The organism is Corynebacterium belfantii (assembly GCF_041898185.1).
Classification (GTDB): Bacteria; Actinomycetota; Actinomycetes; order Mycobacteriales; family Mycobacteriaceae; genus Corynebacterium; species Corynebacterium belfantii.
Genome location: NZ_CP157823.1, coordinates 108689 through 129405, shown reverse-complemented (window position 1 = coordinate 129405; position 20717 = coordinate 108689). Strand labels below are relative to the sequence as shown.

Genomic DNA, 20717 nt, shown 5'->3' with positions numbered 1-20717 from the left:
TTTGGCACAAACTACTCACGGTGACGTATCAACAGTAGTTAGAGCCACGCCAATCCAGGCATCCACTTCCACGCTCCGCGATGCCAACATCTCGCCTCATCAACATCACGAAGCTGCTTCGGCGCACACCGCACCGCCTGAACAACCTGATCAACAATCACATCCACAGAATCCCGCACACAGACCGCCGAATACCGCAGAACCAAATAACCACGCAGGGTGGCGTCGTTAGCCTTCCAGCGATCTAAACGAAAAGTCTCACGATTTTCGGCATTGTGATACGCATAGCCATCCACCTCAATAAGCACCGCGCTGCCACAAATACGAATATCCAAACGATAATCCCCCACTCGCACATTGCTCTCACACTCCACACCAGCAGATCGCAACGCACGCACCAGATCACGCTCAGGCGGACTATCAGCACCAATAACCGAAGCCTGCACAATCTCCCGAACCCGCACAGGAACCGCACCCTGCGCATGGCGCTCCAACCGCGCACGCCCCTCACGCCCAGCATAAGCAATCTCCGCCAGCCGAATCGCCTGCCTCCTACCAAGCCACCGCATCGCATAAACCGGCAGCTCAATGAGCATATCTGCCACACGCACATACTTGCTCACAGAGCTGCGATGTATCACCACATACTCAGTAGATTGCACCCTGCGATTAGCAACAACATGCAACGGCAGCGTGAGTGGCTGCCGAGCCAAGAACTCTAATTCTGTGGCACCAGTCAGTACAAAACCCCGCCGGCATAGGGCTGCCGCCAGCTCATCTACGTTGACGTCCCCCTGCCAGTACAGTCCGTGAGTCACACGGATAATTTCCCCGCTCTCTAGCTTTCGGGTGAGAGTAGCGTGCGGTATTTTCTGTGTTATTTCCCCCATACTCCGTGGGAGAGTAGCCGAGTGAGTAGTTCGTGCCAAATTAAATTATTTTTTATATCTCCGACCTGCGGAAACGCTGCGGAGGCGAAAAAATTTTGGCACAAACTACTCACTGAGGCCCAGCAAGACAGCGCGGACTACTTGAAAATGAACCAGCGCTGCACAAAGAAGTTGATCACCGTGGCAACACCTTGAGAGATCACAAAGGCGATCACCAAAGCCACACGGTCCCCCAGACCAGAAGAGGTGAACATGCCAAAGAGCAAAGCGTGGCCGCCCACATTCACAAAGTAGGTGATCGTGTACAGCACAGCCACCTGGATGAAACGCTTGGTGGAGGCCTCCGCTTGGAAAGTCCAACGGCGGTTAATCAAATAGGCGGTCAGCGTGCCAAAGATGAAGCCAATCGTGCGGCCACCTGCGGCGGAGAAGCCGAAGAGGATCTGGCAGATGTAGGTGAGGCCCAAGTCCACGACTGCGGAGATACCGCCGGAGACGATGAACTTAATACCTTGGGATGTCACGCTTTGTGGTGCGGCCGAATTGGTTGTAGTCACGGGCGGGAATCTTACCGTGTAGGCAGCAAATGCAACGGAAGCGACCGCGCCGAAGATCCCAGCGCGTCTTTGAGGTAGGCGCGGCTGCGGCGCTGTTGTTCAATGTCGAGCCAGGTGTGTATCCATGCTGCGACCGCGCTGGCAGCAGACCATGCGGTTTCTGCTTGGGGTTCGCCGTGGTAGGCGGCACGGAAGTCATCGGGGTTGATTGTGGGAAGGGCGTTAAAGCGCGGGGCGACGAGCTTGGGGTTGTCTTGCTTTGCCGAGGCGATCACCGATTTGATCTCGCTTAGGCCTTCTTCTACCACTGCACGGACGTCTTCGAGAGAGATCACAGAAATCTCTGCGGGTACTAGCGCTGCGGCTTCGGGTGTGAGCGGTAGCGCCCATGTGTTGGTAAGCAGGGAGCCGAGGCTATCAACCCCGTGGCTTTCCGCCGGTCCGAGCACCCACGCACCGGACATGAGGCTTGCGGGATAGTCGGGTGAGGTGTGCACGTGCCACATGACGACGGTGGGATCGTCAGCTGGGCCTGACACCACATCGATAACACTGATCATGACTTTGATACTTCCGCATAGGTCAGTGCCGCAGCAAGAACACCGAGCACAGTGTGTGGGGCGCGCACGCCACGACGACGCAGCCAGGCGGTGACCACGGCGGTGAGTTTGGCGTCGATACGCTGCATGAACAAGAGAGTTACAACGGCGAGGAACAGCCCCCAGGTGGCTGCGGGTCCGAACTGGGTGCCGTCGATAAGCTCGCGGGTAACAACGTCAAGGTCGTTCGTGGGGTCCTCGTCTTGCTTGTTCACATACGCCACCACACCAACACCAGCCCCCGCAATAAGGGTGTTGAGCAGCCAACGAACAGCCTTGTTGGCAACATAATCCGGCAACGCGGTAATCAGGCCGACAGACAACGCGACGGAAAGACGGCAAATACGTGCTTGGTTCGTCATAGGACACACACTAGCGAACCCCTATGACATACACCCCCATTCACAGTAAAGTGGCAGCATGTTCGGTTTTTTGCGCAAGTCCCAACCCGCACCACAGCCCAAAGAGGCCACAAGCGACACCATCGCAACGCAACACACCTCAGCACCATTAAGTAATGACATGATGCTGCTCATGGCAGAAGAAATCCCCATGCTCGACAGCAACTCGCGAGTACGCGTTTACGAAATCCTCGAGCAGTACGACGGCCCCACCATCTGCTCCCAAGAGGAACTACCACGCGAAATCCGCGAAATGATGGATTTATAACGTAGCGTTCCCTCACAAAATGTTTGTTCCCACATTAGAACGTGAGAAAAACCACCTGCTCGGACACGCCCAGTCATAGTCACATGTCACGTGAAGCGGGTACCGTTGTAAAACGATGACGACCGACAAGGGCACGTCCAGCACCGCAGCTTCGAACGGTGCCTCCGGAGCCCTCTACACAGAAGCCAAGAAACTCACAGGTTGGGGCCGTACCGCACCAACCACCGCCGAGGTTCTGTCCACCCCAGATCTCGACGTAATCGTTGATGCAGTCCGCCAGGTCGCCGAGCAGAATGATTCCAAGCCAGCGCACCTCAAGCGCGGCGTGATCGCTCGTGGCATGGGCCGCTCCTACGGTGACCCCGCCCAGAACTCCGGTGGCCTCGTCGTAGATATGCAATCCCTGAACAAGATCCATTCCATCGACCCAGAATCGGCAATTGTCGACGTCGACGGCGGCGTGACCTTGGACCAGCTCATGAAAGCCGCACTGCCTTATGGCCTGTGGGTTCCCGTTCTACCAGGCACCCGCCAAGTAACCATCGGCGGTGCGATCGGCCCTGACATCCACGGCAAGAACCACCACTCCGCAGGTTCCTTCGGCGACCACGTTGCCTCCATGGAACTACTCGTTGCCGACGGCCGTATCCTGCACCTTGAGCCAGAAGGCTCCGCAGACGACCCCACCGGCGAACTGTTCTGGGCAACCGTCGGCGGCATGGGCCTGACCGGCATTATCGTGCGCGCACGCATCCGCATGACCAAAACGGAAACCGCGTACTTCATTGCCGACGGCGACCTGACCGCCAACCTCGACGAAACCATCGAGTTCCACTCCGATGGCTCCGAGCACAACTACACCTACTCGTCTGCATGGTTCGACGCCATCTCCCCTGAGCCAAAGCTCGGCCGTGCCGCCATCTCCCGCGGTTCGCTGGCTACCTTGGCACAGCTGGAGGAGATCGCACCGAAACTGGCTAAAGATCCACTGAAGTTCAATGCTCCGCAGCTGGTCACTGTGCCGGATATCTTCCCAAGCTTCACCATGAACAAGCTCTCCATGATCGCCATCGGCGAGCTATGGTGGCTCAAGTCCGGAACCTACAAGGACAAGGTGCAAAACCTCACGCAGTTCTACCAGCCACTGGACCTCATCGGCGAGTGGAACCGCGGCTATGGTTCCAAGGGCTTCCTGCAGTACCAGTTCGTGGTGCCACGCGAGGCTGTCGAACCATTCAAGGACATCGTTAAGGACATTCAAAAGTCCGGCCACTACTCTGCACTGAACGTTTTCAAGCTGTTCGGTGAGGGCAACAAGGCACCATTGTCGTACCCAATGCCTGGTTGGAACGTCTGCGTTGACTTCCCCATCAAGCCTGGTCTGGGCGCTTTCTTGGATGATCTGGATAAGCGTGTGATGGAATTCGGTGGCCGCCTGTACTTGGCTAAGGAGTCCCGTACGTCTGCGGAGAACTTCCACAAGATGTACCCAGGTATGGAAGGCTGGTTGAAGACCCGCAACGCTATCGACCCCACGGGTGTCTTTGCGTCCGATATGTCCCGCCGCCTCGAGCTGCACTAAAAGAAAGGACTATTTCCTCATGCTGAATGCAGTAGGCCAAGCACAAAATATTCTTCTGTTGGGCGGCACGTCCGAGATCGGCCTTTCCATCGTCGCCGAGTTTTTGACCAAAGGCCCAGCTCATGTCACGTTGGCAGCGCGTCAGGACTCTCCGCGTATCGACGCCGCCGTCGCTCAGATGAAAGCTGCGGGCGCTTCGGAGGTCGACGTGATCGACTTTGACGCTACCGACTTTGACAAGCACGCCGAGGTTATCGACCTCGCATGGGCTCAAGGCGATGTGGACCTCGCCATAGTGGCCTTTGGCACCTTGGGCGATCAAGAGCAGCTCTGGCAGGACCAGAAGGCTGCCGTTGCCTCAGCTCAGACCAACTACACCGCACCGGTGTCCGTCGGTGTGCTCTTGGGCGAAAAGTTCAAGGAACAAGGTCACGGCACCATCGTGGCGCTGTCGTCCGTCGCAGGCCAGCGTGTACGTCGTTCGAACTTTGTCTATGGCGCTTCCAAGGCTGGCATGGACGGCTTCTACGTCAACCTCGGTGAGGCCCTGCGCCCATCCGGCGCCAACGTTGTGGTTGTGCGCCCAGGTCAGGTACGCACCAAGATGTCTGCCGATGCGGGCGAGGCACCACTGACTGTTAACAAAGAGGATGTAGCTAAGGCTACGTTCGACGCTGTGCTCAACCGCAAGAGCGCCATCTTTGTTCACCCACTGTTCGAGTACGTCTCCTTGGCGTTCAAGTTCATCCCGCAGGCAATCTTCCGCAAGCTGCCCTTCTAGTTTGTAGGTTGTCTCACATCGCTTTGTGGCGCCCCTTGTGACCGGAAAAGTACTCCGATCTGGTCATAAGGGACACCATTTTTCGCATTTACAGGTCGGCGCTGCTTGCCATGTCAAGACCATGTGCCAAACTGTTATCTATGACTGAATCTGCCCCGAGTAAACCTGCCTCCCCTTCAGGGGATTCTTCGCAGGTACGTACGCGAAGAAATACCACCCAGGGAGAGGCTTCAGACTCAGAGCTCACATCCGTGGTGATGTATGCCCCGGATCAGCTCTCTGCAAAAGCTACCTTGGTTGCCATCGCGGCCACGATCCTAGGTAGCTCCATCTGTACTTTGGGCTTGTGGTACCTCCTCAAGGTGGTCAAACTGCCACCGTTTGGCGGTTCGCAGGTAACCAAGGCGGGCGCCACCGCAGGTATCTTCCTCACCCTGCTGGCAACTTGCATTTTTGTGCTGTGGTGGATGACAGATGACAAGAGGGGCACCACGCGACCGCGCTGGCGTACGTGGATCACCTATGCGGTTACTCATATGGCACCGGCTGGTTTGGTCATGGCTACCATTGGTGTGCCACTTTCACCTAGCCGCCTGTATTTGGAAGGCATTACGGTTGACCAGGGATTTCGTACCCAGTTCCTCACCCGTCTGACGGCTACGCAGGGCCTACCGGATATGAACTATGCCGATCTTCCGGCATATTATCCAGGTGCGTGGTTCTGGCTGGGTGCTCGGTTTGCGCAGATTATTGGGTTCCCAGGTTGGGCGATCTATCAACCGTGGGCATTGCTGACCATTGCGGTGACTGGCTGTGTGTTGGTGCCCGTGTGGCAGCGACTGGTAGGCAGCTTGCCGGTAGCTACCGCTATTGCCCTAGTCACTACCGCTATTGCCCTGACACTATGCGCTTTTGAGCCTTATGCTTGCGTGATCGCCATGGGTATTCCTGCGGCGCTGGTGATGGGGCGTCGTGCGTTGGCAGGCCAGAAGCTGGCCACCGTAGGTGTAGTGGTGTATTTGGGAGCTTCTGCATCAACGTACACCTTGTACACTGCGGTAATTGCGCTGAGCTTGGTCACGGTTGCGGGCCTGTTCTTCGCGTTTGTGATTCGTTCGTGGAAGCCGATTCGTCAGATCATCATCATCGGTGTGTCGTCGATGGCTATCGCCTCGATCGTGTGGGGGCCATACTTGTGGCTGCGGTTTACCGGCCATTACGAGGGCGCTGCGACGGCCTCTCACTTCCTCCCACCGGAAGGCACCGTTGTGCCGCTGCCAATGTTTGCCACCAGTTTTGTTGGTGTGCTGTGCCTTATCGGCTTGATCTATCTCATCATGCGTGTGATGGATCCCGATGTGTGCGCTATGGGCGTGGGCTTGGCCGTGATGTACCTGTGGGTTATCGCCTCGATGTCTGTTGCGTTGAGTGGAACCACACTGCTGGGATTCCGTCTGGATTCGGTCATCACCATCATTCTGGGCACCGCAGGTGTGCTCGGTCTTGCTGAGTTGCGCCTCGTGGCGGTGCACCGCTTCTACCCTGTGCAGTTTTCTACAAGCTTGTCCACGCGTATCAACGTGATCTGCGTGGTGGTCTTGGCGTTGGCAGGTATTCAGTATGCGCAGGCAATTCCAGATCGTAACGCGCACGCCATTGAGCTCGCGTACACCAACACCGATGGTGACGGTCACCGTGCTGACTTCTTGCCACCGGATGCAACGCAGTACTACGCAGAAGTGGATCATGTGATCCAAGAAAAGACCGGTAAGCCGGCGGCAAATGCCGTGGTGCTCACCGACGAATTCAACTTCCTCACCTACTACCCATACCTCGGTTTCCAAGCGTTTACCTCGCACTATGCTAATCCGCTGGGCGAGTTTGAAAAGCGCAATGCAGTTATCGAGAATTGGGCGTCGCAAAGCTGGGATTCCTTGAAGGATCCCCAAGACTTTGATCGTGCGGTATCGAACGTTCCATGGCGTAGCCCCGATGCATTCGTGCTGCGCGCCGATTCCACAGGCGTCTCGGATTCAAAGGACGGCTGGAACTTCAACCTTGCTATCGACATCTTCCCAAGCAACCCCAACGTATGGTTCAAGGGTGTTCGCTTTAACCCCGAGGTATTCCAAGGAGAAAACAGCCCATGGACTGTCACACAAGTAGGACCATTCGTGGTGGTGACGCATGACTAAACCTATGAACACTAACCTCACCGGCATAAAGTGGGCGGCGATCCTTTCCGGTGTGATCGGCTTCGTCCTGTTCATCATCACCCCACTCATGCCCGTCAACCAGGTGCAGTCGAGTGTGTCGTGGCCACAAAACGGCTCACTCAACAGCGTGAGCGCTCCACTGATGAGCTACACGCCCATCTCTTTCGATGCGAAGATCCCACTGGGAAGCGTCGATAAGCTGCGCAAAGACCAAGACCTCATCCTAGGCACACTGCCCGCCACCAGCGAAGATGCCAGTGCCCGCGGACTCTTCGTGCGCGCAAACGACGACGGCCTGCAAATCACCTCCCACGGCGAACTCGTGCTCGACCTGAGCAAACGCGAACTCGCCCAACTGCCTGCCGACGCCACCATCGCCATCTCCGCCACCGAGGACGAAACAACCGCCGGCATCGAAGGCGACGACTCCACCACCGAAACCGTGGAACGCGACGTCCGCCCCATCATCATGGGCATCTACACCGAGCTGGAAAGCAACGCCGCAGCTGACCTCCTCAACGCTGGACTTAACGCCCACGTAGAGATCAACTCACGCTTTACCTCCTCGCCAACGCTGGCCAAGTATGCCTCCATGTGGCTCGGCGGCCTCATGCTGCTGATCTCCCTGATCTCCCTCGGCATGCTGGATCGTCGCGACGGCGCCACCGACATCCGCTTCCTCAATAAGGGCTTCTTCCGCCCACGGCCCCTCGACGCCATCGTGGGCGCCATCCTGCTGGTCTGGTACTTCATCGGCGCTAACACCTCCGACGACGGCTTCATCCTCACCATGGCCAGGGCCTCCTCGGCCTCCGACTACATGGCCAACTACTACCGCTGGTTCGGTGTGCCAGAATCCCCCTTCGGCGCCCCCTACTACGACCTTCTCGGCCTCATGTCCAAGGTGTCCACCGCCTCCATCTGGATGCGCTTGCCATCACTGATCTCCGCCATCGTGATCTGGCTCGTCCTCTCACGCGAGGTACTACCACGCCTTGGCGAAAAAATCGCACAGCGCCGCGTCGCACAATGGACCACAGCATTTGTGTTCCTCTCCTTCTGGCTGGCCTACAATAACGGCCTGCGCCCAGAACCTATCATTGCCGCTGGCACACTACTAACCTGGTTGTCGTTCGAGGTAGCAATCACCACCCAACGCCTCCTACCAGCAGCAATCGGCACGATGCTGGCAGCATTTACCCTCGCCTGCGGCCCCACCGGCCTCATGGCAGTCACCGCAGTCCTCGCCGGACTGTCCTACCTCATCCGCATCGTCTACCGACGCCTGCCCTACCTGAACACGGGGGCGTCGAAACGCTCCATCGCGGTGAGCGTAATGGCCATGGTCGCACCATTCATGGCCGCCGGCACCGCCGTGTTTATCGCCGTCTTCGGTGACCAAACACTGCGCAACGTGCTGGAATCCATCCACGTGCGCGGCGACAAAGGCCCAGCCCTGAGCTGGTACAACGAACTCGTGCGCTACCAAGTGCTCATGATGCAAACAGTCGACGGCTCCTTCGCCCGCCGCGTCGGAGTCTTCTTCACCTTCGTCGCCGCAGCACTCGTCGGTGCCACCATCTTGCGCCAAGGCAAAGTACCAGGCACAAACAAAGGGCCCGTCATGCGCCTCATGCTCGTCATGGTGGGCACACTATTCTTCATGATGTTCACCCCCACCAAGTGGACGCACCACTTCGGTGTGTGGGCCGGCATCGCCGCAGCACTCGCAGGTGTAGGTGCCGTAGCGCTTTCACACATCGCACTACGCTCCCCACGCGCCCGCATTCTGCTCACCGGCGGCATCCTCTTCGTGTTTGCCTTCGCCCTCGCAGGACCCAACGGCTGGTGGTACACCTCGAGCTACTCCATCCCATGGTGGGACAAGACCATCCAATTCCACGGGATCGAAGCATCGACGGTGATGCTGCTGCTCTCGCTGGTCGTCATGGCCGCGGGTGTACTCGTATCCTTCCGCAAGGACGTCGCCGAGGAGCAGGCAGAAGCCCGCGGCGAAGACCCCGCGATGGTCAACCGCCCCTTCCGCAAGCAGTACTTCGAAGGCCTGGCAGCCGCACCCATCGCCATCCTGAGTATCTTCGCGGTCGCATTCTCCCTAGCCTCATTGACCAAGGGATTCATCGACCAATACCCGAACTACTCCGTCGGCTTAGGCAACCTCCGCGCGCTCAAGGGCAACACTTGCAACCTCGCCAACGATGTCCTCGTCGAAACCAACACCAACGAGTCCTTCCTCACGCCGCTCACCGGCACCCTAGGCGACTCCCTTACTAACGACGACGTCCGCGGCTTCGATCCGAACCGCATCTCACCGTGGGCATTTACCCCAGAAAACCGGCCGGAAGCACTCGGCGCAGCCAACAGCACCGACGACGGTTCTGGCACTGCCGCAGCTGACTCCGACGCATCCAACACCGCAGCGGGTGCTGACTCTGATGGCTCTGCAGCGAAAGCTGACGCAACCTCCGACAACCAAGAAGAAGCTGCGAAGAAGAAAGAAACCCACCGCGTCGACCAAGGCGTGAACGGTTCTCACTCCCGACTCCCCTTCAACTTGGATTACCGCACCGTACCGGTGTTGGGCTCGTGGACCGATGGCAAACAAGAAATCGCTGAGGCAACCTCCAGCTGGTTCAAGCTGCCAGAAACCACCGACAACACCCCACTGGTTGTTGTCTCCGCCGCAGGATCCATCAAGCACAAAGATGTCAACGGCATTGTGGAAAACGGCCAAAAGATCGTGCTGGAATACGGCCGCAGCAACGCTGGTGGCTCCTCCGGCAAGGCAGAAAAACTCGGCGAGCTCGACCTGCTCGACAGCGGTATCGACTCCACTTGGCGCAACCTGCGACTCCCACTGAGCGACATCCCCGATGACGCCGACGTGGTCCGCATCCACGCCAAGGACACCAGCCTCGACCCCGACGAGTGGATCGCCTTTACCCCGCCACGCGTGCCCACCATGGACACCTTGGCCAACCAATTCCCTGCTTCTACCCCAGGCCTGCTGGATTGGGCAGTACCGCTGCAGTTCCCTTGCCAGCGCACCTTCAACCACTATGCGGGTGTGGCAGAAATCCCTGAGTATCGTATTTCTGCAGATGCCAAGGGCAAGCAAAGCGGCATGAACTTCCAGGACTTCGCTGGTGGTGGCGTGACCGGCATTGCTGAGACAATCAACTCCAGCTACGAGTTGCCGAGCTACTCCAAGAACGACTGGGTTCGCGACTGGGGATCCATCAAGGTGTACAAGCTGCGCACTAATTCCAAGGGCGAAGCTCCTGATGTAGCCACCGTGGACACCGAAACGATCACTCGATCTGGACTGTGGTACCCAGGCCGGATGAACATTGATACGAAGGTGACTAAGAACTAGCTAGCCTTTGCATCACAAGTGAGTAGTTCGTGCCAAAACTTTTTCAACCCCGCAGCGTTTCCGCAGGTCGGAGATATAAGAAAAGCTTTAATTTGGCACGAACTACTCACTTTTCTTATCCCCAACCCTTTTTTGGCAGCCAACCCCTTAGCCCTTTACAGGTAATCCACAGCTTGCCGACGCATGCTAATGAGCATCTGTATCATAGGGCGTTTCTTTTTGTTCCGTGATACGCGCTCGAGGCAAAACGAGATTCTTCAAAGAGGTGTGCCGATGCGAAAGCTAACCATGGTCGGGATTACTGCAGCCGTGGTGGGCGCCAGCGTGATCGCTGGGATATCGGGGATGACGTCGCGCAATTCGGACCACATCACTGCGGCTAGTTTGATCTCTGCATCCTCTGAGGTGCGCAGGGCACCCGCAGATGGAACCATCTCAGAACCTGGCACTTACAGGGTGGGTAATCAGGCGATTCGTGTGACAACAACCGAGCCGGTCATACTGGTTTTGTGTGGCCCAGAGGTTGCGTCTATTTCCGCGTCAGGCCCGTTGGGATTGTCGTTGGACGAGGATGTTCGTTTGGGTTCGTTGCAGACTACGGGGGATGTGACGTTGGTAGGCCGTGGCGATTTGTATATTGCTGAGACGTTGAGCGCTGCTCATGTGGCTACGCAAAAAGGGCAGCTAGTCACGCATGGTGTTCCGCGCTAGCTACCCCCTGTTTTTCGGGTTTTATAGGTACTGTTTGATCCAGTCTTTGGCGATCATGGAGCTGGGTAGTTGCTCGTTGACGGAGCGGGCGTTGAGTTCCCGGAGTTGCTCGGTTGTCAGTGTGGCATTGACCTTGTTGAGCACGGTTGCGGCACCGAGGGGGACATCGTCGTGTGCGATGGTGACCACGTGGGAGGCTAGGAATTGGCCTTTGGGGTCTTCGAGGGTGGTCAGGTGGTTCGTGCTTATCGACGGGTCCGCACTGTAGATGATGGCCAATTGGATGGAGTTGTCGCGTAGTGCTTTGACGGTTAGCGGTCCGCCAGAATCCTCGATGGGAGTAAAGCCGACGGACACCCCATAGGTTTTTTCTAGCCCTTTGGGGCCATTGGGGCGGTCTTGGGCCTCGGAGTTGGCGCCGAGCGTGAGGGGTTGTTTTTTAGTGGCTTCGGCAAGGTCAGCGATGGACTTTACGTGGTGTTTTTTGGCAAATTCCTCGGTCACCACATAGGAGTCTTGGTCGGTGGCTGCGGATTGGTCAAGGGCTACGAGGTGCTCGGGTAGGGAATCTTTGAGTTGCTCATAGACCTCGGTCTTTTCGCGTGCTTCGGTGTCTGGTTTCCAGTGTTGGAGAAGTGGGCCAGTGTATTCGGGGAAGACGTCGATACGCCCCGATTCGATCTCATCGACATAGACCTCGCGTTGCCCGATACGAAACTGGCGGTCCACGGTGTACCCCTTGGCTTCGAGCGCTTGGGAGTAGATTTCCGCGATGATTTCGTTGGAGTAGTAGTCCTGCGACCCCACCACAATGGTGTCGGAGTTGCGGTGGCTGCCGCCTTCGATCGATTCGATGGAACCGCAGGAGGAAAGCGCAAGGGCTCCCGCGGTGACGGTGGCGGCGATAATCGTGGTGATATTAAGACGCATGAGGCTGACTTTCTTCAGAGGTGGTGGCGAGCTTGCGACGCTGGAACTCAGCGATGGTCGTGATGGGGCTCTTCATACGCACTACCCCAAGATCGTTTTTGGCTTGTCGGTGGCACCGCAACCAGAGCCAGATCATCAGTGGGTAGAGAATGAACGCCACGATGATAACGTTGGCGATTTGCTTGACGTAGCTATCAAACTGCAGGTTCCAGGTGAAGTGGAGGCAGAAGGCAACACCGAGGGCGAAGAGTCCCACGAGGAAGCGCTGGAGGGTGTCCCAACCGTAGCGGAATACCGCTAGGCCGATTCCGTAGCCGGCAATGGCGGTAAAGGCGACGTGCAGCCCTGGGCCTGCGATGCTGCGGATCCCCCACGAATATAGCGCTCCGGTGATGTCGGTGTTGGGGTCGCTCATCGCCCCGAGCACACCATAGCTGATGTTTTCAAAGACTTCGAAACCCAATCCGATCATGGCTCCGGTAACAAAACCGTGCCACGGGCGAGTCAGTCTGGAGAAGGTAAACAAGATAAGTAGCACACCGAGAGACTTCGCGATCTCTTCAGGGTAGGCACCCGCAAATGATGCAGAGACGGCTTCCCACCCTAACTTGTCGGTGAAATCCGTAAACGGTGCCGCAGACAGCATGACAATGCAGAAGGAGGCACCGGCACCCCAGCCGATGCACGCGAAGTACCACTTCCAACCGGCGGTGGGCCACATGGGTGAGAAGAAAAATAGTGCGGTGCCTACGGCGAAGTAGACGAGGCCGAAAAGGACACCAAGGAATGCCGCGATGGGGGAAGCAAAGAAATTAGCGAAGGTAAAAAACGCTATGACCGGTATGGATATGCCGATAAGTGTCCATAGCACCCATGAGATGGATGCGGGTTGAGCTCGTTGGGTACTCATGCGTGTGCATCCCCCTTGTGGGCTTTATTGAAGCCTTTGGTGAGTTCTTCGAGGGGCATGGGTTCGTGTTCACCGCCGGCGATGCGGGCTTCTTCTGCGCGAAGGTTGTTAAATACTAGTTCAGCATAGCGATCGAACTCGGGGCCGTCGACAAGCACAAAAAGCGTGCCGGTATGTTCAACGTCGTGACCTGGCTGTTCTAGGCTCAACCCCACTTGATTAGGGATCTCAGGGCTGCTGATTATACGCACGCCACCCTTGTGCAAGATGGGGACATCGTCGCCTAGGTCAATCATGGAATTGAGTCGCATCATGCGGCGTAACGTCGTGTCTTGGTCTTTACTGCCCCACACCACCATGGAGGTCAGTGTTGCGCCGTCGCAATCCCAGGTGGGGGTCAGTAAATCCGACATGGATTCTTCGCATTGCAGGCGAGATGAGTCGTTTTTAAACATGGGCATTTCCCATTTTTCCTGTTCGGAGCCTAGGGAAACATTCACAGTCTTAGCGTCCACATCTGGAGTGACCATGTTGAGAAGCGCTGGCAGCACAAGAGCAGTGATCACTCCTAGTGCGAGCAGGCTCCATGTCTTGGCCGTCACCGCCGGCCGGAATTGATAATGCGACATGAAATACAACCTACTAGGTCATCGTGACATGCGGTTACCCCAATGTTGGATAACCTCACTAGAGTGGTGCGTATGAATGATAATCAGCAGCGTTTTGCCCTGTCAGACCTCTACCGTTTTGTTAATGGCCCGTGGTTGGATTCTCATGTGATTCCAGATGATCGTGGCGTGGATGGCATTTTCCATGGCCTGCGGGATCGCGCGGAAGAAGATGTGCACACGATCGTGATGGATTCTGCTGATTCGCTGGCCGGAAAGTTGTATACCTCGTTCATGGATACCGAGGGTATCGAGTCGGCGGGTATTGCGGCCCTCGATAAGGATCTCGCACTGATCGATGTTGCTACGGTGCCGGAGTTTGTTCAGGCCTTGGGTGCGTTGGATCGCGTGGGCGTGGGCGGACCTGTGGGGTTCTGGGTTGCGAAGGATTCTGCTGGTGACGAGTCCGTGGCGTATATCATGCAGTCCGGTATCACGTTGCCGGATGAGGCCTATTACCGCGAGGAGGCCCATGCGCAGACGCGTGAGGCTTATCAAAAGCACGTGGAAAAGATGTTGGGTTTCCTTGCACCGGAGCAACTGGGCACCACGCCTATCGACGCTGCCACGCGGATCCTGGCACTAGAGACTGATATTGCTGCAGCCCATTGGGATGTGGTGCAGCGTCGCGATGCCGTAAAGACCTTCAATCCCACTGAGATGGCTGAGCTTCCGCCGCAGGTGGCAGCCCTGTTGCGTGCTGCTGGTCTGCCAGAGCACCGTGTTATTTCCATGATGCCTTCCTACTTTGAGGCCCTAGAGCTCTTGTTAACGCCTCAGCGTCTCGACGACTGGAAACTGCTGACCACGTGGCGCATCCTGCATTCTCGTGCCGGTGTTCTCACCCCTGAGATTTCTCGCGCCGACTTCGAGTTCTTTGGCACTACGCTTTCGGGTGCTACGCAGCAGCGTGATCGTTGGAAGCGTGCACTGGGGTTGGCGGAGTCTTTCGTGGGTGAAGAAATCGGTGCTTTGTATGTGGAACGCCACTTCCCCGCGTCGTCCAAAAAGGACATGCTCTCGCTGGTCAGCTACCTTATCGAGGCCTACCGTGAGCGCATTAGCGGGCTGTCGTGGATGACGCCTGAAACCCGCGAGCGCGCGTTGGACAAGCTGGACAAGTTCAACGCGAAGATCGGCTACCCAGATTCTTGGCGCAGCTATGCTGGCCTAGAGTTCAGCGCCAAGGGCATAGACCTCCTTGATAACGTTCGCGCTGGTTCTGCTTTTGCCCACGACTATGAGCTGAACAAGATTGGCCGCTTGGCGGATCGCAACGAGTGGGTCACCACCCCGCAAACCGTCAATGCGTTTTATAACCCCGTGGTCAATGACATCACCTTCCCTGCGGCTATTCTGCGGGCGCCGTTCTACTCGCCTGATGCCGATGCCGCCGAAAACTTTGGTGCTATCGGCGCGGTGATTGGTCACGAAATCGGTCACGGCTTTGACGACCAAGGTTCGCAATACGACGGCCACGGCAATCTGGAATCTTGGTGGACCGATGAGGACCGTGCTGCTTTCAGCGCGTTGACGGACCGTCTGGTTGAGCAGTTCGAGGGCTTGGTTCCGAGCGTGCTCGCGGACAACAACCCCAGCGGCGCGGGTGTAAATGGCCGGTTTACCTTGGGCGAAAACATTGGTGACCTCGGCGGATTGGGGATAGCAGTCATCGCTTATCGACGCTACCTCGCCGACCACGGACTCGACTTCGATTCCACCCCGTTGGCCGCTTTCCATGCAGAAGATGCCGAACCAGAATTGGAAAGGACCCAGTTCACTGGCCTACAGCGCTTGTTCCTCGCGTGGGCACGCGTGTGGCGCACGGCGATTCGTCCAGAGCTAGCAGCACAGTACCTCGCCATTGATCCGCACTCCCCTGCCGAGTTCCGTTGCAATGTGATCGCCGGAAACATCGCCGAGTTCTACCAAGCCTTCGACGTGGCAGAGGACTCCCCCATGTGGATCGCCCCAGAAAAGCGAGTCACTATCTGGTAGTTCTTAGTTAAATATCGTGCCAGCTCAGCTCCGCTGCGATGAGAACGGTTTCAGGGGACATCACCACAGAGCCGTTCAATCGCATGGGCGAGATGTTATGCCCTAGGCGCGGAGAGTTCTCTGGCACGAGCAGATGCGGAACTCGCAGGACAAAGCCGCGCAGGGAGCCGTCGATACGCACGTAGCCCACCGCGCGCTGCCTTGTGGCCTCAAGAATGCGCACCTCCCCGAGGGTGAGGTTCTTCTCGCGGTTACCGCTGCCGCGCACGTCGAGGACCGACACTTTGCCGTCGGAACGCTGCGCGCCGTTGTCGGCCTCCAAGATCACCCGAATGTACTCGTGCACCGCTACCGGATCGCCCATGGCATTGCTCACGTAGCGGGTGCCTAGCACCGAGTGGTCCATGGTGGTCAATGTGTGTTCCGCATCAAATTCGGCGCTGCGGTACGTCACCGGCATTTGTACAAGTCGGCGGTCGAGGTCAAAGCCAATCAGCGACTCGATACCTACCTGACCGTCGGGGTCCACAAACCGGTAGGAACCAATGTGCTCAAAATAGCCCAACCATTGTTCAGCAACTTCGCGCTTGGTGGGCTTGAGAACTGCGTTTTCGATAATAGAGATACCGCTCATGATCCGCACTAACCCTTTCGCGCTACGGACACATCCTTGTGACCATTATGTTTTTATTGTTTCTACACCTTTTGTTGAGGACGTGGCGCGGTAATGCCCTGCAGCGGGGGTGATCCCCAACACGAGTAGGATGAAAAAACATGACGGATACATCGAATATCAGCCCAGAAGAGCGCCGTGAGCGTGAAGAATTCCTCATCGGCGGCCACGATCGCATCCTTACCCCCGAGCAGCAACTAGAGCAGCTCTCCACCTATATCGCCGCCCACTATGAGGCACCTGCGAAAAACCCACCATGGTCGGATAACCCCAGCGACAAAGACGCCATCGATACTTTCGACGCCCGCCTGCCCGACCGGATCACCCATGCATGCATGCTCATGCTTGGCTCCGCTCTCGACCACACCATGCCAGGTGTTGCCTTTATCGACGGCGTGACCACCCAAGATGTTCCCGAACTAGGAGCGCAGATCATCCGCCCCGCCAACCCCAGTGGCGCTTGGGCTATTTCTTTGCACCCAGGCGGCTGGTGGAAGGGCTCGGGCGTGGCGCTCGATAATGCGTGGCGCCCCGAGGTTGCTGCCGTAGCCAACCTCTCCGGTGTCACCTTCTTGGACCTAGATTATCCGCTGGTTCCGGAACACACCTTGGAACAGGTCATTGCAACGGTCACCACGGCTGCGCAGTGGGTGCGGGATAATCAGCAGCCCACCGCGCTTTTTGCGTGGGGATACTCCTCCGGTGGAGCGTTGACCACCTTGACGTATTCGCTTTGGGATGCTCAGGCTTTAACTTTCCCGCATCTTGATCTCACGGGGCTGCCATCTAAGATTGTTGGGGGTATTAGTTTCCCTGATGCGGCACAATTCCCGCCCACTGTGATGCAGGTGGCTACTGAAGATACCATCGCGGGCCACTACCCGTGGGCTGAGGAGCCGGAGCAGGTCAGGGTGCTGGAATACATCTCTGAGCATCGGGTTTCTACCCCAGAGGTGGCTCGTCAGCGGGTGCGCGACGTGGCGGAATTCTTTGCACATCAGGCGGCACAGCACGACGTTTAAACGTAGCTGTTATGGCTGGTAGTAGCACTGGGATAGATCCACACGTTTCCCATTGTGCGCGATATTTTCACGGTCCCAGTGTTCGATGGCGCGGTCGGCGACCGCTAGGGTGCCGTCGGCACGCACGACCCGCCACCATGCGGTCAGCGCCCCGTATCGACGCATAATGCTGCCGACATGGCGGGCACCACATCCTACGCGGCGCGCTATGTCACCATAGGTGGTCACTGTGCCGCTGGGGATGGCGTCAACGTCTGCCAGAACCCGCTCAGTGAGGTCACTGAGCGGGACGTGCTGCGAGCAAGCAGTGCCCATGACGGCTAGAGGCCGAATTGGCTGAGGTCGATACCTTCTAGTGGATCGGACTCGTTGCCTTCTTCTACAGGTTCAGGTGCTTCGCATAGGGTGACGGTGGCGCCGGTGGAGTCTGCGATGATCGCCATGCGACCGAATTCGGTGTCCCATGGTTCGCGGATAACGCTGCCGCCGTATTCCACGGTCGCTGCGACGGCGGCGTCTACCTCTGCAACGCCGAGGTAGCTTTGCCAGAAGCTTGGTGCTTGGGGCGGGAATTGGCCTTCGGCGTTGAAGATTCCTGCGATAGCTCCGCCATCTACTTGGGCGGTGGTGTATTCGAAGGAGCCGCCGGTGTCCATGGTGGCTGTTGCCCAGCCGAAAAGCGCTGGGTAGAACTCTACTGCCTTGGTGTAGTTCGTGGTGGCGGTGAGCTCATGCCACACTGGTGTGCTGGGTTCGCCGGCGGCGATGAAGGCATCTTCACCGGCGGGTTGGATCAGGCCGAAGAGGCCGCCGGCATTGTCGACGACCAGTGCCATCTGTCCGAGTCGGACTTCCATGGGGTCGGCGAGTACCCGACCGCCTAGTTTTTCTACTTCTGCACAGTCAGCGGCGATGTTGTCGGTCATGAAGTAGGTGACCCAAGTATCGGGCTGCTGATGGTTTTCTGGCCGTTTGATAAAACCTGCTACTGGTAGGCCTTGTACGCGGGCGAGGTGGTAGTCGGCACCAAATTCTTCAATTTCCCAGCCCAGTACGTGGGAGTAGAAGTATGTGGATTTACGCAGGTCGCTGGTAGTCAGGTCAATCCAGTAGGGCATGCCTGGCTCGGCTTGAAATGCGGGCATTACATGTTCCTCCAGACTTCTGGATCGAAGTCATCGTTGGCGGTCTTTTCATCAAAGTAGTCATCGTCGTCTGCTGCGCCTGCGACTACGCGGGCGCAGGCGGTGCCGATGCAGACAACGTCGCCGTCGCGAAGCGTTTTGCCACGGCGGGTATCCACGGCACCGTTGACGGTGACGCGGCCTTCGGCGATAACTTCTTTTGCGGCACCGCCGGTTTCTACGAGGTTGGCGAGCTTAATAAACTGACCGAGTTTGATTTCTTGATCACGAATCGTGACATCCTGCGCTTGCATGCCCATCAGTCTAACCGGTGTGGCCGCTTTAGGACTGCGCAAACCGCACAGCGGTACCCGTTACGCTCACCATCATCATTCCGTTGTCGCTGCCGAGGGTTTCATAATCCACATCCACACCGACGATAGCATCGGCCCCCACGTCGGCTGCACGGCGAACCATCTCTGCGATGGCTTGTTCGCGAGCGTTTCCTACCTCTGCCTCGTAGGTTTGGCTGCGTCCGCCGACAAGGTTGCGGAAACCTGCAGCGATGTCTTTGAACACGTTGATACCCACGATTGTTTCACCAGCCACAACGCGCACGTATTCTGCGATGGTGCGGCCTTCAACAGTAGGTGTCGTGGTAACAATCATGAGTATCTCCTTGTCGTAGCAATTGTTGGCTTACGCAGCTTATTAGCTGGCAAGTTTGCGGATTTGTTTGTTGACCAAGTCGGTGATTGCTCGGTCAGGAATATCACCGGTTCCCACTGCGGTGATGGTGTGTCCGTGCGCTTGCGCGATGACCACTGTGGTGCGTTCCCCAGCGCGTGCACCGCTCATATCAGCGTCGTCGAGGGTTAAGCCTTGGAGGTTTTGGTCAACGGCTACGACGGTGTCTGCGCCTTCTATTGGGAGTTCTTTTGGTGCGATGGCGTAGAAGTCCTCGTGTGTGAGGCCTTCGGGGGCGTCTTCGGCACCGACGATTCGCACTGAGAGCGCGTCGGCTGTGGTTGGTGTGGCCGTGGCCGTTGCAGGGCTAGAAGGTCCTGCAGAGCCGTCGGTGGTGTCGGTTGCGGTGTCGGATCCGCAGGCTGCCAGCATGGCGGCACTGAGCGTTCCTACTGCGAACACGAGTGGGAGTTTGGTCCAGCGTGTGTGTCCTTGACGGTGTGGTGCACGCATTGCGTGTGTTCTCCTCTTGAATAGACAACGTTGGACGGGGGCACGCTGCGGGTGCAGTACATCCTCTCTTGTGCCACAGACTAGCACACATTAAAAAGTTCAAAGTGGCTTAACTCACAATTCCAGCGACTCCTTCAATGGCCATAATCACGCCAATGACGAGGAAAATTACGCCCGCACCAAGATCAATCCATGCACTATTGCGCATTAAAGCGCTGGCTACCACCCTCACGGCACACGCAAGGCCGATAAACCACACTAGACCGCTAACGATAAGAAACACTGCTATCACAATAGTCCACATGGTCCCCATATTGGGGTTGACAAACTGTGCGAATATCGAGGAGAAAAACACCACAGCTTTGGGATTAGACAGATTTGTTGCCAGCCCTGCCCGCAGTGCCGACCAGCGAGTCACCCGAGTTTCTTCATTGTCCACCGACGCAGCCAGCGCAGTTAACACTGTTTCTGCGGCGGGGCCATGGCGTGCAGCAGACAAGCCACGCCACCCAGACCGCACGGAAGACATACCCATCCACGCGATATAAAGCCCACCAACTAATTGAATGAGGTGCACGATCTCTGGCCTAGCAGCAAACACAGCCACAATCCCCAACAGGGATCCCACAATCCATATCGTGCTACCCGTCATCACACCTAGCGCGCACCACATGCCTAAGTGCCGGTTCTTAGTACCCATGCGCACAATCTGCAGCACGTCTGGGCCAGGCAGCGTAATTGCTGCAGCCCACACGGCAGCTAGTGCACCAAACGCCGAAAGAGTCATAAC

The 20717-nt window shown here is 57.3% G+C and carries 22 protein-coding genes; 8 read left to right on the top strand and 14 right to left on the bottom strand.

Features of this window, described 5'->3' with window-relative positions:
- Positions 1-38: 38 nt before the first annotated feature.
- The 4 genes from ABMV07_RS00695 to ABMV07_RS00680 form a co-directional block, all read right to left on the bottom strand.
- Positions 39-818, bottom strand: coding sequence for a DUF559 domain-containing protein (locus tag ABMV07_RS00695; protein ID WP_197692121.1), 780 nt, complete (start codon positions 816-818; stop codon positions 39-41).
- 209 nt (positions 819-1027) lie between these two features.
- Positions 1028-1447, bottom strand: a complete 420-nt coding sequence (locus ABMV07_RS00690) for a GtrA family protein (protein ID WP_088268055.1) — start codon at positions 1445-1447, stop codon at positions 1028-1030.
- 11 nt (positions 1448-1458) lie between these two features.
- Positions 1459-2007, bottom strand: coding sequence for a hypothetical protein (locus ABMV07_RS00685; protein ID WP_088268054.1), 549 nt, complete (start codon positions 2005-2007; stop codon positions 1459-1461).
- Positions 2004-2408 (bottom strand): hypothetical protein, encoded by a 405-nt coding sequence (locus ABMV07_RS00680; RefSeq protein ID WP_088268053.1) that lies wholly within the window; start codon positions 2406-2408, stop codon positions 2004-2006. The genes ABMV07_RS00685 and ABMV07_RS00680 overlap by 4 nt, the downstream gene beginning before the upstream one ends.
- A 58-nt stretch (positions 2409-2466) precedes the next feature.
- Between ABMV07_RS00680 and ABMV07_RS00675 the strand changes: the two genes are divergently transcribed.
- The 6 genes from ABMV07_RS00675 (at position 2467) to ABMV07_RS00650 (ending at position 11402) form a co-directional block, all read left to right on the top strand.
- Entirely contained in the window at positions 2467-2715 is a 249-nt protein-coding gene (locus ABMV07_RS00675; RefSeq protein ID WP_003850145.1) for a hypothetical protein, read from the top strand.
- 115 nt (positions 2716-2830) lie between these two features.
- The gene (locus tag ABMV07_RS00670; protein ID WP_088268052.1) at positions 2831-4297 is read left to right on the top strand and encodes an FAD-binding oxidoreductase; all 1467 of its coding nucleotides are present in this window, start codon (positions 2831-2833) and stop codon (positions 4295-4297) included.
- A gap of 19 nt (positions 4298-4316) precedes the next feature.
- The gene (locus ABMV07_RS00665; protein ID WP_071574790.1) at positions 4317-5078 is read left to right on the top strand and encodes a decaprenylphospho-beta-D-erythro-pentofuranosid-2-ulose 2-reductase; all 762 of its coding nucleotides are present in this window, start codon (positions 4317-4319) and stop codon (positions 5076-5078) included.
- Positions 5079-5218: 140 nt separating this feature from the next.
- Positions 5219-7273, top strand: a complete 2055-nt coding sequence (locus ABMV07_RS00660; RefSeq protein WP_196977277.1) for a galactan 5-O-arabinofuranosyltransferase — start codon at positions 5219-5221, stop codon at positions 7271-7273.
- Entirely contained in the window at positions 7266-10691 is a 3426-nt protein-coding gene (locus tag ABMV07_RS00655; protein ID WP_374064794.1) for an arabinosyltransferase domain-containing protein, read from the top strand. Before ABMV07_RS00660 ends, ABMV07_RS00655 begins: the two co-directional genes overlap by 8 nt.
- A 273-nt stretch (positions 10692-10964) precedes the next feature.
- Positions 10965-11402: a hypothetical protein gene (locus tag ABMV07_RS00650; RefSeq protein WP_374064791.1), complete on the top strand. Its 438-nt coding sequence runs from the start codon at positions 10965-10967 to the stop codon at positions 11400-11402.
- A 21-nt stretch (positions 11403-11423) separates the two neighbouring features.
- On the opposite strand, the gene ABMV07_RS00645 is transcribed toward ABMV07_RS00650, so the two are convergent.
- Genes ABMV07_RS00645 through ABMV07_RS00635 form a run of 3 tightly spaced genes read right to left on the bottom strand, consistent with a single transcriptional unit; the run spans position 11424 to position 13871 of the window.
- Positions 11424-12332 (bottom strand): ABC transporter substrate-binding protein, encoded by a 909-nt coding sequence (locus ABMV07_RS00645; protein ID WP_374064790.1) that lies wholly within the window; start codon positions 12330-12332, stop codon positions 11424-11426.
- Positions 12322-13242 (bottom strand): PrsW family intramembrane metalloprotease, encoded by a 921-nt coding sequence (locus tag ABMV07_RS00640; protein ID WP_088268047.1) that lies wholly within the window; start codon positions 13240-13242, stop codon positions 12322-12324. Before ABMV07_RS00640 ends, ABMV07_RS00645 begins: the two co-directional genes overlap by 11 nt.
- On the bottom strand, positions 13239-13871 hold the full coding sequence (locus tag ABMV07_RS00635; RefSeq protein WP_088268046.1) for a hypothetical protein: 633 nt from the start codon (positions 13869-13871) through the stop codon (positions 13239-13241). Before ABMV07_RS00635 ends, ABMV07_RS00640 begins: the two co-directional genes overlap by 4 nt.
- A 42-nt stretch (positions 13872-13913) precedes the next feature.
- Here ABMV07_RS00635 and ABMV07_RS00630 point away from each other — a divergent pair, with 42 nt between their 5' ends.
- A complete protein-coding gene (locus ABMV07_RS00630; RefSeq protein WP_197690010.1) occupies positions 13914-15908 on the top strand; it encodes a M13 family metallopeptidase in 1995 nt (664 codons plus the stop codon).
- A gap of 7 nt (positions 15909-15915) precedes the next feature.
- Here ABMV07_RS00630 and ABMV07_RS00625 read toward each other — a convergent pair whose 3' ends face one another.
- Positions 15916-16542, bottom strand: coding sequence for a CG0192 family protein (locus tag ABMV07_RS00625; RefSeq protein ID WP_088268044.1), 627 nt, complete (start codon positions 16540-16542; stop codon positions 15916-15918).
- A gap of 140 nt (positions 16543-16682) precedes the next feature.
- On the opposite strand from ABMV07_RS00625, the gene ABMV07_RS00620 reads away from it, so the two are divergent.
- Positions 16683-17603, top strand: a complete 921-nt coding sequence (locus ABMV07_RS00620) for an alpha/beta hydrolase (RefSeq protein ID WP_088268043.1) — start codon at positions 16683-16685, stop codon at positions 17601-17603.
- A gap of 9 nt (positions 17604-17612) precedes the next feature.
- Here ABMV07_RS00620 and ABMV07_RS00615 read toward each other — a convergent pair whose 3' ends face one another.
- From ABMV07_RS00615 to ABMV07_RS00590, 6 genes are all read right to left on the bottom strand, one after another.
- The gene (locus tag ABMV07_RS00615) at positions 17613-17918 is read right to left on the bottom strand and encodes an MGMT family protein (RefSeq protein WP_088268042.1); all 306 of its coding nucleotides are present in this window, start codon (positions 17916-17918) and stop codon (positions 17613-17615) included.
- A 5-nt stretch (positions 17919-17923) separates the two neighbouring features.
- Positions 17924-18748, bottom strand: a complete 825-nt coding sequence (locus tag ABMV07_RS00610; RefSeq protein ID WP_197692095.1) for a VOC family protein — start codon at positions 18746-18748, stop codon at positions 17924-17926.
- The gene (locus ABMV07_RS00605; protein ID WP_014302727.1) at positions 18748-19041 is read right to left on the bottom strand and encodes an RNA-binding S4 domain-containing protein; all 294 of its coding nucleotides are present in this window, start codon (positions 19039-19041) and stop codon (positions 18748-18750) included. The genes ABMV07_RS00610 and ABMV07_RS00605 overlap by 1 nt, the downstream gene beginning before the upstream one ends.
- A 28-nt stretch (positions 19042-19069) precedes the next feature.
- Complete coding sequence (locus ABMV07_RS00600; protein ID WP_088268040.1) at positions 19070-19396, bottom strand: heavy metal-binding domain-containing protein; 327 nt, start codon at positions 19394-19396, stop codon at positions 19070-19072.
- A 42-nt stretch (positions 19397-19438) separates the two neighbouring features.
- On the bottom strand, positions 19439-19927 hold the full coding sequence (locus ABMV07_RS00595; RefSeq protein ID WP_088268039.1) for a hypothetical protein: 489 nt from the start codon (positions 19925-19927) through the stop codon (positions 19439-19441).
- A 109-nt stretch (positions 19928-20036) separates the two neighbouring features.
- A complete protein-coding gene (locus ABMV07_RS00590; protein WP_088268038.1) occupies positions 20037-20714 on the bottom strand; it encodes a LysE family transporter in 678 nt (225 codons plus the stop codon).
- Between the last annotated feature and the right edge of the window lie 3 nt (positions 20715-20717).

Coding starts and splice junctions, on each gene's coding strand:
- ABMV07_RS00685 (WP_088268054.1), bottom strand. CDS start 2,007: ATGATCAGTGTTATCGATGTGGTGTCAGGCCCAGCTGACGATCCCACC.
- ABMV07_RS00680 (WP_088268053.1), bottom strand. CDS start 2,408: ATGACGAACCAAGCACGTATTTGCCGTCTTTCCGTCGCGTTGTCTGTC.
- ABMV07_RS00675 (WP_003850145.1), top strand. CDS start 2,467: ATGTTCGGTTTTTTGCGCAAGTCCCAACCCGCACCACAGCCCAAAGAG.
- ABMV07_RS00670 (WP_088268052.1), top strand. CDS start 2,831: ATGACGACCGACAAGGGCACGTCCAGCACCGCAGCTTCGAACGGTGCC.
- ABMV07_RS00665 (WP_071574790.1), top strand. CDS start 4,317: ATGCTGAATGCAGTAGGCCAAGCACAAAATATTCTTCTGTTGGGCGGC.
- ABMV07_RS00660 (WP_196977277.1), top strand. CDS start 5,219: ATGACTGAATCTGCCCCGAGTAAACCTGCCTCCCCTTCAGGGGATTCT.
- ABMV07_RS00655 (WP_374064794.1), top strand. CDS start 7,266: ATGACTAAACCTATGAACACTAACCTCACCGGCATAAAGTGGGCGGCG.
- ABMV07_RS00650 (WP_374064791.1), top strand. CDS start 10,965: ATGCGAAAGCTAACCATGGTCGGGATTACTGCAGCCGTGGTGGGCGCC.
- ABMV07_RS00645 (WP_374064790.1), bottom strand. CDS start 12,332: ATGCGTCTTAATATCACCACGATTATCGCCGCCACCGTCACCGCGGGA.
- ABMV07_RS00640 (WP_088268047.1), bottom strand. CDS start 13,242: ATGAGTACCCAACGAGCTCAACCCGCATCCATCTCATGGGTGCTATGG.
- ABMV07_RS00635 (WP_088268046.1), bottom strand. CDS start 13,871: ATGTCGCATTATCAATTCCGGCCGGCGGTGACGGCCAAGACATGGAGC.
- ABMV07_RS00630 (WP_197690010.1), top strand. CDS start 13,914: ATGTTGGATAACCTCACTAGAGTGGTGCGTATGAATGATAATCAGCAG.
- ABMV07_RS00625 (WP_088268044.1), bottom strand. CDS start 16,542: ATGAGCGGTATCTCTATTATCGAAAACGCAGTTCTCAAGCCCACCAAG.
- ABMV07_RS00620 (WP_088268043.1), top strand. CDS start 16,683: ATGACGGATACATCGAATATCAGCCCAGAAGAGCGCCGTGAGCGTGAA.
- ABMV07_RS00615 (WP_088268042.1), bottom strand. CDS start 17,918: ATGGGCACTGCTTGCTCGCAGCACGTCCCGCTCAGTGACCTCACTGAG.
- ABMV07_RS00610 (WP_197692095.1), bottom strand. CDS start 18,748: ATGCCCGCATTTCAAGCCGAGCCAGGCATGCCCTACTGGATTGACCTG.
- ABMV07_RS00605 (WP_014302727.1), bottom strand. CDS start 19,041: ATGCAAGCGCAGGATGTCACGATTCGTGATCAAGAAATCAAACTCGGT.
- ABMV07_RS00600 (WP_088268040.1), bottom strand. CDS start 19,396: ATGATTGTTACCACGACACCTACTGTTGAAGGCCGCACCATCGCAGAA.
- ABMV07_RS00595 (WP_088268039.1), bottom strand. CDS start 19,927: ATGCGTGCACCACACCGTCAAGGACACACACGCTGGACCAAACTCCCA.
- ABMV07_RS00590 (WP_088268038.1), bottom strand. CDS start 20,714: ATGACTCTTTCGGCGTTTGGTGCACTAGCTGCCGTGTGGGCTGCAGCA.